Below are 11,957 nucleotides of genomic sequence, written 5' to 3' on the forward strand. Positions count from 1 at the left end.
GGTTCTTCCGTTATTTTGGTGAAAAGCCTTTTTTAGGCATAGAGTACTTTAATGCGAAGAAGTTTAAAACTAGCTCGTCCATACATTTGACGTTTAATCATTTTAATTCGGTTGACATTTCCCTCACAAATGGCATTAGTGTATGGATAAACTAATGCATTAATTATCGATTGCTCATCGCGTTTCATTCGACGACAAAACTCACGAAGTAATTTAATTTCGTGATTAACATAACGTTCCAGCCACTGAGATAACTTAACGACTTGTCCCATAGTAACCAAATCTCTAAATAATTGCACTGCTGTATATAACTCACTTAGATCAGAGTGGCCTTGAAAGAGTTGATTTAATAAATCTAACTCTTGTTGAGTTAAAGAGGTTGCCTTTCGCCAGATTAATGAGATTAATTGAAATTTGGTCGCTTTCAAATATTTAGGAGGTTTTTTATTGATTTTATCCTCTACCTTTTTATTCTTTTTTATTGAGAGAGTTGCTTTAATTTCTTGAACTTTTCGTCGGGTTGAAGAAGGTGCTCCTTTAAATCCTTGTTGTATCAATTGTTTATGAATCCAAATAGCTGTTTTCCCTTCCTGACACCATTGTGTGATTTGGTTTAAATAGGGAAGAAATTGGTTAACACGTGGCTTTCTTATTTGTTTTGGGGGTTCAGATAATTGTATATACTTTGTCACACTTGTACGACTTAGCTTAAGATGCCTGGCTGTTTGGCGAATAGAGCCTAGTTGTTGATAGACTTTTTGAACCTCTAAAATGAGTGTCCATTTCGATTGTTCTTTTTCAGATAATGATTCATGACTAACGGTTGACTCTTCATTAGTAGTAGCTATATCTGTCTCGTTATCCGTTGTTTCGAGGACTGGGCATTCAGGTATGATAAACCATCCTTTAGGAAAACGAGAACTGATGGTTTCTTTAACAACATCTAATAAGTTTTTAAGAAAGTGCCACTTATCTGCAATCTGAATAATGTCAGGGTTCGTTGAATGAATCGCTTTGGTATACGTTGTCGCTCGATCACGTGTCACTAATTTAACTGAAGGATGTTTTTCTAACCATTCTTTAAATGCTTGAGTCGAGCGAGAAGCCAAAATCTCAACCGGACGATGCGTTTTTAAATCACAAATGACAGTTCCAAATTCAACGCCTCTACGAAAAGAAAAATCATCAACCCCAATATGAGTTAATGATTGATTTTTTATTTCTTTTTCAGTGGAATCAATACGTCTTAATAAATCTAATAGCGAGTCTCCACTTCGTTCATATCCAAGTTTAAAAAGGAAGCGTGATAAAGCTTCCGCACTCATCGATAATGATAATTGAAGAAAGACTTCTTCAAGACGAACAGTTAAACGCCGGTAGGTATTTAGAAAACCAGTAAATCTTTCAGTGAAAATTTGACGTTTACAGTTTGAATTTAAGCAAAAAAACTTTTTAGCTTGTATCTTTAATTGGACTGGCTTACTAAGAATAGAAGCATCTAATGGTTTTCTAATATACGTACTGTGCACATGCTGACTTTTCATACCACATAATGGACAGTGACTAAAATTTGATTTAGACTTTAAGTAAATCAGGATTTTATGCTCATTATTTTCAATGGATTGAATCATAAGATTTTCAGGAAAAAAGACATTAAGATTCATGATGATAGTTACCTCTCTAAGATGTCTTTTTATTATATCAGGTAAAGCGTTTTATCACCAAAAGTCAGGAAGAACCACTTTTTTATTGACATTTATATCCACTTCGCTTTTTATTGAATTGGTCGTTATTTGTCGAATTATGCACGTGAAATAAAAATGCTATAAAAATAATAAAAAGCTTTGGATATATTTTCGTATATCCAAAGCTTTTTATCTATTAACAATCATCAGTTTCTCTATTTAAGAAAATCTCATTTTTTTGACGGCAATTGTTTTTCCGTTTTGTGTGTAGACGCGTGGAACGCGATCACTAATTAGACATAGGATTTCATAACTAATGGTTCCAATTTCTTTTGCTACACGTTCAACAGGCATGCCATCTCCAATTAATGTGACTGTTGTTCCCATTGGAAATTGTTTTGGTAATCGAATCATCATCTGATCCATACAAACACGTCCTACAATTTCACATTCATGCCCTTCAACAATGACACATCGACCTTGATGTAAACGAATCCAACCATCAGCATAACCAATAGGAACGACACCAATCCACTCATCATTTTTTGCTTCGTAAGTAGATCCATAACCAACTTTATCGCCTTTTTTAATTTGTTTAACCTGTACTAAATTTGATAGTAATTTAAGAGCAGGTTTTAAATCAAAATCAATTGGAATAAAATTGGCATCTGGATTAACACCATATAATCCAATTCCTAAACGAATCGCATGATCAAAATCAAATTCCTTTTGGAGTAATGTCGCTGTATTTTCTAAATGAACATACTTCACGCCACTCAAGTCTAAGTTTGAAATTAAATTTTTAAAATTTTGTATTTGATAATCTAAATACTCCTTATCACAATCAGCTGTTGCCATATGAGTAAAAATACCTTCAACTTCCACCATCGGAGCAGTCTTTAATAAATTAAAATTAGTTTGAATCTGATTCGCATCCATCAACCCTAAACGGTGCATCCCACTATCAATCTTTAAGTGTACTTTAATTTTCTTTTCTAGAGGTAATGAAACAAGATGATTAATCCACACTTCATCGTGAGCAGTTAGTGAAATATTATTTTCTGCAGCCAATGCAACATCTTTTAATCGTGTCATTCCTAGTACTAAAATTGGAACTTCAATTCCTGATTGACGAAGACGTAAAGCTTCATCAAGTCCACTCACTGCTAAACAACTCACACCCGCTTCAATCGCAACTTTTGAAACTTCGGCATCCCCATGCCCATATCCATTGGCTTTCACAACAGCGAAGATTTCCTTCGTTGGGTGTAAGTCTTTAATTTGCTTTACATTATGAGTAATCGCATCTAAGTCAATCTCTGCCCATGTATCACGATAATACTCTTGCATACTCTTCACCTCTACCCGTTTGTTAGTTTATATGATATGCACGATAAACTTCGTTTTTCGCCATCTTACGTTCTTTAGCGACACGTTTAATACTTTCATTCGTGCTATATCCTTCCCCGACATAATGCTCAACATGATCCACCACATCAAGCTCTTGCCACCAAAGAGTCTCCTCTTTTTTCTCAGTTGAGCCTTCAACAATGACAACCATCTCACCGCGTAACTCATCTACAATCTCTAACACTTCTTCAATACTTCCGCGTACAAACTCTTCATACTGCTTCGTTAACTCGCGCGCAATAACAATACGACGATTTCCTAACACCTCAAGCATCGCTTGTAACGTCTCTTTAATACGGTGTGGAGACTCATAATAAATCGTTGTGAACGGTTGATATTTTAAATCTTCTAACTCTTTTTTCTTCTTCGATTTCACACGGTTTAAGAATCCGTAGAATAAAAATGGTTGTGGCACTAAACCTGAAGCAATTAACGCGGATAGCGCTGCATTGGCACCTGGTACTGGAATCACAGCATATCCCGCTTCAATAGCCGCAGCGACCACTTCATAACCTGGATCAGAAATACAAGGTAATCCCGCATCACTTACTAATGCGATATTTTTCCCTTCGCTTAATAACTCGATAATGTAATCACCTTTTGAATCCTTGTTATGCTCATGATAACTCGTTAACGGTGTCTCGATTTCAAACACGTGACATAACTTTTTCGTATGTCGTGTATCTTCTGCCGCAATTAAATCGACTGACTTTAAAACTTCTATACAACGTGGCGTCATATCACCTAAATTTCCAATCGGCGTTGCCACTAAATATAAACACGCTAATTCTTGCTTAAAACTTTTTTGAATCTGCATTTTGGTCACTCCATCTATCAATGATACCCTCTATTATAACAGATTTTAGGCTTCTTTTTTGTTATGACTTATCAGTAATTTATGAAATTCATACCGATTGATGACATATTGCATCACTGATACCGAAAGTACCACCATGTCCTCAAAATCTTGTGCCACACTTCTAGTTATAGGCACCTGATTAAGACGATGCGTTAACTTATAGACATACTCTCGAATTTCATTCACACTTCGAAACGGAATAATTTTCACCGTTTCAAGTGTCGCAAATTTCTTCGCAGCATAACGATGTAACATCACTTCGTACTTCAAATGCTTGGCAATCGAATGATTGTCATATAAATAATCATTCGCATGATAAATACACGCATAATCACAGAAAAAGTGAATTAAAATCCCTAAGTTTTCAGAAAACTCTGGAATACTCGCTTTACTATTTAACAAACGATGAAGCATATCAAAAATGATTTCTTCATTATCTCGATGATAATGGCTCATCCGTAAATACTTCTGATGAATATCCGGCTTGATATTTCCATACACAAAACGTCGTTTGTGGATAAAGGCTTGATTTGATGGTGATAACTGTTGATATAAAAACTCACCTACCATCCGATGCGTATTTGCAATCATTATCTCACCATCCTTTCTACATGATTGCTGAAAATAATTGGGCTAATGACTGAGCGGTTCGGATCCTAATCGGGCGTTTTTGCCACTCAGTATAAATAATCTCAGTCGAACGTGAAAAATCAATATTAAAATCATTTAGTAAAGCTTCAATCGATTGGGTTTGATACAGCATCACATTTACTTCAAAGTTTAAATAAAAACTTCGAATATCCATATTCGTCGTTCCAACCGTTGCAATCTTCTCATCGACTACAATAACTTTGGCATGACAGAACACCCCATCATATGTAAAAATCCGAACTCCAACAGCTAGCAACTGTTCAAAATAAGACTGCGTCGCGTAATAAACAAACTTCTTATCTGGTCGACCTGGAACAATAATTCGAACATCAATTCCAGATAACGCCGCATTTTTTAAAGCCATTATAACATCAAAATCAGGGATTAAATATGGAGTTATAATGTAAATACTATGATTCGCATCCATAATCATTCGAAAAATCGATTGCTTAATCGGAGCAATACTTGATTGTGGTCCAGCATCAACGACTTGCACCCCACCATCTTCTTCACTCGGATAAGACATATAGTAATGATCATCCTCCAGTCTCTCTCCCGTTGCAAAAAACCAGTCGCCTGAGAAAATCACGGCTAAATCATGTACGGCCTCGCCCTCAATGAGAATAGATGTATCTCGCCAAAAGCCAAATTTTACGGAACGATGAATATATTCATCCCCAATATTAATACCACCTGTTATCGCCAACTTTCCATCCACCACTAAAATTTTACGATGATTTCGATGATTCATTTTATTCGATAAAAATGGAATCCATACCTTATCAAATTCCGCAAACATAATTCCAGCACTCTTCATCATCTGAATCGCATCCTTTGACATTCGTTTTGAAGATCCCATCGAATCAATTAAGACACGAATCTCAACGCCTGCCTTCGCACGCTCAATGAGTGCCTCAATGACACGCATCCCCATCTCATCACTGTGGAAAATATAATATTCTAAAAAAATAAACTCTTTTGCATTTTTAATCGCCTCTAATAAAACCGGAAACTTTTGCTCACCATTGGTTAAAATACGCGTCTGTGTCTTAAAGGTGACATCATTTTGACTCGTCATTTTATTTAGTTTCACTAATCTTAACGCCTCGTAGCTCAATTCCGTTTCAACATCCGAATGATCATGATGTCTCGCCGGTACCACATAGTCTGATCCAAGCTGTTTCATTCGGCGACGATAACGGAACGTTTCTCGGAATCCATTTCCAAGCATAATATACAAAATCAATCCAATCACCGGAAATAATGCAATGACAAATAACCACGGTAATTTATTCTTCGAATCCGAGTAAATAAAAATAAGGAGCCACACTAAAATGGATGCCACCGAAAGTCCAATATAAATTAAACTCCCTGTCGCAACTGCTACACTATCAATTACTGACGAATAATAAAAACTTGAAAAATAAACAATCACCGTCAAAATAGCCAGTACTATTAATACAATCGATCTTTTCATCTTATCACCTAAAACTATTCTATCCATGAAGCAAACTCTTTATAACAAGATTCATTTAATCGTAAAAAAAGTCGCCTCTAATCGAGACGACTATTCTTTCTTACCAAGCATGAATAAATCTAAAATTTCCTGACTATAATTTAAACTTTTTTCATTTTCATAAACAAATAGTGGATTTTCAATACGAAGGTTTCCTGGATTACCACCTTTAATTCCTTCAATTAAAAGCACATTGGCTTCACGATTAATACGCGGATAAACTAAACGCATACGCTTAGGTTCAATCTTATATTTTCTAAAGGTTTCAATAATATCAATTAAACGGTCTGGACGGTGAACCATTGCAAAGCGTCCACCTTGCTTTAATAATAATGACGCTTCCTTCACGACATCATCAAGTGTTGCTAATACTTCATGACGTGCAATCGTTAAATAATCATTTTTATTTAAATTACTATCTGGATTCACTTTGAAATACGGCGGATTACATGTCACCACATCATGTGCATACTTTCCAAGCTTCTCATGAATCCCTTTTAAGTCACCCTGAACAATCTTAATACGATCTTCCAGACCATTGACTGCCACATTACGTGTTGCTAAATCATAAGACATCTCTTGAATTTCAACCCCTGTAATATGAGCATTTTTACTACGAAGTGATAAAAATAAAGGAACCGGTGCATTCCCTGTACATAAATCCACAATCGACTTCGCATTCTTATTTAACGTCGCATAATCACCAAGCAACGTCGAATCTAACGAGAAATTAAACATCTCAGGATTTTGAATAATCTTTAAACCATCATAACCTAATAAATCATTCAAAACCTCATTCTCTTTCAAAAACTTTTCCTTATCTAACACATCAAGCACCATCCAATGAAAAAAATATAAACTACGTTAAAATTCTACTTCTAAGACAAAGTCCTTCATATAGGTGAAGGACTTTTAAATATTAAAAAACTTGAAACAATATCATTTAATAAACACTTTATCCACAATCTAAGTGACATCAGTCCTAATGAACCACAAATAACTAGTATTCACAATAATGAGCTGTCCCTGGCAAAACTCAAATGCTACAATAAAAAATTATTCCTTGCAAATATAGATTACAAAACAGATAGCACTACCTAATCCAGATTTGAGTCGCAGCTTGTCTATAAAATCTCCTTCCGCTAATCTCTCAAAATCTTTGATATTACGCAAAAGACACGACTTTTACGCCAAGCTAGACGCGACTCTCATCCTTTTAGTCAATCCAGTTTCGTCGAGCAAAAGCCCTATACATCATCAAACCTATTACAAGTATATCATCCTTGTGAAGATAAAATCCAAACCAGGATGCGCGCCCCAATCCAGCTTCGACACACAACTCCTCCATAAAGTGCAATCCACACTCTGTGCTTTTCAAGCATATCGGTGGCTTCACACTTTTGTTCGGAGTTAAACGTGTGCCTCAGCTTTTTAGTCAATCAATTGTTTTAGTTCTGGGTCGATTTGGATTTCTTCTTTTTTGACTTTACGGTCTAAGATTTTAAGGATTTCTGAGGCGTCATGTTTACGGATTGTATCTTTGTACTCGACCATTAATGTTTCAGAAATCATATTAATTGAACGAACACGTCCTTCCCCTAACTCTGTTAACACGCGGTTTCCAACGTCAGGTAATCGTTTCATTAATTCCACATACGTCTCATTCTCGTATTTTAAACAACATAAAAGTTTTCCACAAACCCCCGAAATCTTTGATGGATTTAATGATAACTGTTGATTTTTCGCCATCTTAATCGTTACCGTTGCAAACTCGCCTAAAAACGATGTACAACATAACACACGTCCACATGGACCTAATCCACCAATCATCTTTGCTGCATCACGAACCCCAATTTGACGAAGTTCGATACGTAAACGGAACGTATACGCTAAATCCTTAACTAACTGTCTAAAATCGACGCGACCTTCAGCCGTAAAATAGAAAATTAACTTCGTACGATCAAACGTATATTCACAACCTAAAAGCTGCATATCTAACTTATTTTTAACGATTAACTGCTCACAAGCCTCAATTGCATAAGCTTCATCCGCCTTATTTTGACGATGCTTCTCAATATCCTCTTCCGTCGCAATTCGCATCACAGGTTTTAGCGGTAAAAACACATCTTCCTCACCAACCAACTTCGGAGCAATTACAACCGTACCAAACTCCATCCCGCGAACCGTTTCAACTAAAACATAATCGCCTTTTTTAAGCTCAAACCCATTTGGATCAAAGAAATACTTCTTCCCAACCTGCTTAAACTGAACCCCTACTACTTCATATTGCATGACTAAAATCCTCCTCTCATCTCTAAGAATAACTGATCAAAACAAAGCATCACATTCGCATTCGCCATCAAACGCTTCTCCGCCTCCAAAAGCGCACGCAACTTATTCAAACACGACGTCGTCGTATTTGCTTGCTCACTTGTGGAAAGTGAAGAAGGATACAACCTAAAAGCAAGCTGCTCAGTCTTACCTAACTTCATCCTTAGTACATCCTCATAATAAATCATAAAAAGCTTTAAATATAATAACTGAGAATCCTTTTCCTTAAAAAGATCCTGATGTTGCATGAACAAAATAGACGGATCTAACTTCGTCTTTACAAAACAATCCTCAGTTTTCAAAACAAAATCAATTAACGATGCCAAACGGTCCGATTCCGCTAACTTAATCCCTTCATCTAAATTTTGCGTTAACGACGCCACAATCGCCGCATACTGATTCACTCCCGCTTCACAGTACTGCTTAATTAACTCCTCATGGGGTAACGATTTAAAAGAAAGGACAACCGCGCGTGAACGAATCGTCGGTAACAACATCTGTTTATTCTCCGTTAATAAAAGCGCATAGGTATTCTTCATTGGCTCCTCTAAAAACTTTAACAAACTATTCGCTGCACTCACCGACATCTTATCAGCATCTTCAATAATATAAACCTTCGCCGAATTCTCCGCCGCCATCTTTGAAAACTCCGATTGCAACGTCTGAATCTGCTCCTTTTTAATACTATTTCCTTCTGGGCGAATCACATAAACATTCACGTGTCCCTCATTCTCAATCATCTGACAACTTCGACACGTTCCACAAATCTTATCCTCTGATTCACACAATAACATTTTAGCAAAATTCTTCGCAACAAACAACTTTCCGACACCCTTAGCGCCCTCTAAAATATACGCATGAACCAAGCGATTCTTATGATAACTATTCACTAAAAATCGAACCACCTCAGACTGGCGATCTGAAACTTTTTCCCATCCACGCACACGCGTCACCTCCTTTCAAATCCATCTTCTTTATTTATTTAACTTACTTAAAATTAATGCACAAACCTCATCTGTCAATGCCTCAACAGACTTTGTCGCATCTACAGAAACAATACGCTCTGGATTCATTTTTGCTTGCTTTTTATATCCTTCATAAACTAACTCATGGAAGGCTAATCCCTCTAAATCTAAACGATTTACCTCGCGAGAGTCATTCGCTGCAATACGAGCTAACCCAATTTCAGGCTTAATATCAAAAAAGATTGTTAAATCCGGCATAAACCCTTCAATCGCGAACTGATTAATCTCACGAACTTCATCCATTCCAATGCCACGAGCATAACCTTGATACACAATCGAACTATCCACAAAGCGATCGCATAACACAATACGACCTTCATCCATAGCCGGTTTCACCTTCTCAACTAAATGTTGACGACGGGCAGCAGCGTAAAGTAAAGCTTCCGTACGACAATCCATCTCCGTATGATCACGATCTAAAATGACCTCACGAATTTTCTCAGCAATCTTAATCCCACCCGGTTCACGCGTATATAACGTCTCGATCCCAAGTGTTGATAACTTATCAATTACCGCATTCGCAATCGTCGTCTTTCCGGCACCTTCTCCGCCTTCTAGTGTAATAAATAATCCACTCATCGTCTAAACTCCTTTATCAAAAAATCAAATATCAAACAACATTATCTCACAAATACCCCCTATTTTAAAGAAATTTATCTCCACCTCATTATGGATTAAAAAGCATTGCATTGGAAAAAATATAACCATCCTACGATAAGGAGTTTTAACAACATGATGAAAAAATATCTTATTTTCCTACTTTGCATCATCACCTTAGGATGTACTCACACAACTAACGAAAACAAAACGACGTCTATCCTCAAAGTAGCCACAACCATTTACCCATTAACCTATTTTACCCAGCAAATTGGAGGTCAATACGTCAACACGACCCAACTAGTACAAGACGAAGCCGATATCCACAACTATAAACTCACGGTAAACGCCTTAAACAATGCTCAAAAATCAGACTTAGTCCTTTACATCGATCCAACCCTCGAACCTTATACCCTCGACCTTACCTCTATTATTGACGAGCAACATATTCCTTCAATTAATATGTTAGCCGAAGTAAAAAAACAAACAGCCCCCGAAATTGGACAAGGACAAACCCTCATTAGTGGAACACTCACCGTCGAAGAATCATCTGGACAATCCCCAACCTTCCCAAAACATAAAGATGGTCGCTCAGAACAAACCTTGTCTAAAGCATATAACCATCTCTGGTTACATCCATCGTATGCTATCATCATGTGTGAAATCATCAAAAATGAACTCACCGCATTTCGACCAGAATACGAAGCCATCTTCCAAGCAAACTACAATCAATTAAAGGAAAAACTCCTCACACTCAATCAAGCCTTCGAAAGCTTAAGTGATGCTCCAAACAAATATTTCATCACGACACATGACGCCTTCTCCACATGGCAAAGTTATGGACTCATCCAAATCCCCATCCTAGACTATTATGAAAACGAACTCCCACAACAAGACCTTCAGCAGCTCATCAATGCCTCTCTAACATTAAACCTATACTACCTTTTCCAAGAACCTAACATCCACTCAAGCGTCATCGAACAAATCCAAAACAGTCTTAACCTAGAAAGCATCCCCCTCTATACCCTCGCCACCCTCACCGAAGAACAAATCCAAAACGGTGACGACTACTTTACCATCATGTACGAAAACATCAATCATTTAAAACGTGAACTCTATTAAGAAGGATAAAACATAAAAACTATATCATCACCTCATTCATTCATCATACTCAAAATTTAAAATTCCCCTACCTATTAAAGAAACATTTATCTGCGTAGCGGGGGGGCCTATGTGTGGAGAAAAGCTACGATCTCAATCATAGATTGAGTCACGTAGCATAGGGAAGCTATGGGTAAAAGCAGGTTGGATACTTCTCATCATCTCAATCTTACCGATGTTTTTTATCATGGGAGAAAATGAAAATACAATTGGTATGTTAGGAGGTATTATTTCCTTTATTCAAATCACCTTCCTAACGACACCTATCTTTTTCACGGAAAAAGCCCTAAAAAATACCTTCGATCAATAAGGTAACAAAAGAAACCTCACCTAAAAAGACAAGTCAAACTTGTCTTTTTTAATTAGATTAACTTTGAAATCCTCTCTCTATTTCCTTATAGAATAAGTGTATCTTGCCAATAATAAATCAAATTGATTACGATTAAAGAGCACATAAGATTCTCTTTAATCTTTTAAAATTTAAATTAAAGATGTTTAATGAATAATCATGGGATATGAGATTAAAGATTAGCATATCTTTTCATAATCTTTATTAATCTATTGGTTAATAAAAAATAGGAGACAAATCATTAGAAAATTTATTTATGAGAGAAAGATTGCTTAGCGCTCTTTCTCTGTAATACCCATTATAGAATTTTTTCAACGATGATGTCTCCTCCTAATTATTTTCTGTACATAACAAAAAAAAGGGGCTGTCTCAA

10 protein-coding genes are annotated in these 11,957 nt (G+C 36.5%); 1 reads left to right on the forward strand and 9 read right to left on the reverse strand.

The window, feature by feature from the left end:
- Nucleotides 1-32 precede the first annotated feature (32 nt).
- The 9 genes from NEH74_RS03690 to tmk all read right to left on the reverse strand — a co-directional run bounded on the left by NEH74_RS03690 (nucleotide 33) and on the right by tmk (nucleotide 10,056).
- A complete protein-coding gene (locus tag NEH74_RS03690; RefSeq protein ID WP_055304584.1) occupies nucleotides 33-1,664 on the reverse strand; it encodes an ISL3 family transposase in 1,632 nt (543 codons plus the stop codon).
- Nucleotides 1,665-1,904: 240 nt separating this feature from the next.
- The gene (alr, locus tag NEH74_RS03695; protein ID WP_055306012.1) at nucleotides 1,905-3,035 is read right to left on the reverse strand and encodes an alanine racemase; all 1,131 of its coding nucleotides are present in this window, start codon (nucleotides 3,033-3,035) and stop codon (nucleotides 1,905-1,907) included.
- Nucleotides 3,036-3,057: 22 nt separating this feature from the next.
- On the reverse strand, nucleotides 3,058-3,912 hold the full coding sequence (gene rsmI / locus NEH74_RS03700; protein WP_055243523.1) for a 16S rRNA (cytidine(1402)-2'-O)-methyltransferase: 855 nt from the start codon (nucleotides 3,910-3,912) through the stop codon (nucleotides 3,058-3,060).
- A 45-nt stretch (nucleotides 3,913-3,957) separates the two neighbouring features.
- Nucleotides 3,958-4,545: a zinc dependent phospholipase C family protein gene (locus tag NEH74_RS03705; RefSeq protein ID WP_262941101.1), complete on the reverse strand. Its 588-nt coding sequence runs from the start codon at nucleotides 4,543-4,545 to the stop codon at nucleotides 3,958-3,960.
- Between the two features lie 16 nt (nucleotides 4,546-4,561).
- The gene (gene cls, locus NEH74_RS03710) at nucleotides 4,562-6,109 is read right to left on the reverse strand and encodes a cardiolipin synthase (RefSeq protein WP_262941102.1); all 1,548 of its coding nucleotides are present in this window, start codon (nucleotides 6,107-6,109) and stop codon (nucleotides 4,562-4,564) included.
- A gap of 63 nt (nucleotides 6,110-6,172) precedes the next feature.
- Nucleotides 6,173-6,949, reverse strand: a complete 777-nt coding sequence (locus NEH74_RS03715) for a tRNA1(Val) (adenine(37)-N6)-methyltransferase (protein WP_237297209.1) — start codon at nucleotides 6,947-6,949, stop codon at nucleotides 6,173-6,175.
- Between the two features lie 603 nt (nucleotides 6,950-7,552).
- Complete coding sequence (locus NEH74_RS03720; RefSeq protein ID WP_055306015.1) at nucleotides 7,553-8,413, reverse strand: stage 0 sporulation family protein; 861 nt, start codon at nucleotides 8,411-8,413, stop codon at nucleotides 7,553-7,555.
- A 2-nt stretch (nucleotides 8,414-8,415) separates the two neighbouring features.
- Nucleotides 8,416-9,396 (reverse strand): DNA polymerase III subunit delta', encoded by a 981-nt coding sequence (holB, locus tag NEH74_RS03725; RefSeq protein ID WP_055306016.1) that lies wholly within the window; start codon nucleotides 9,394-9,396, stop codon nucleotides 8,416-8,418.
- Nucleotides 9,397-9,426: 30 nt separating this feature from the next.
- On the reverse strand, nucleotides 9,427-10,056 hold the full coding sequence (tmk, locus tag NEH74_RS03730) for a dTMP kinase (protein WP_055275228.1): 630 nt from the start codon (nucleotides 10,054-10,056) through the stop codon (nucleotides 9,427-9,429).
- Nucleotides 10,057-10,209: 153 nt separating this feature from the next.
- Between tmk and NEH74_RS03735 the strand changes: the two genes are divergently transcribed.
- Nucleotides 10,210-11,196: a metal ABC transporter solute-binding protein, Zn/Mn family gene (locus tag NEH74_RS03735; RefSeq protein ID WP_262941103.1), complete on the forward strand. Its 987-nt coding sequence runs from the start codon at nucleotides 10,210-10,212 to the stop codon at nucleotides 11,194-11,196.
- Nucleotides 11,197-11,957: the final 761 nt, after the last annotated feature.

It is taken from the genome of Turicibacter sp. GALT-G1 (assembly GCF_025594995.1).
Lineage (GTDB): Bacteria > Bacillota_I > Bacilli_A > MOL361 > Turicibacteraceae > Turicibacter > Turicibacter bilis.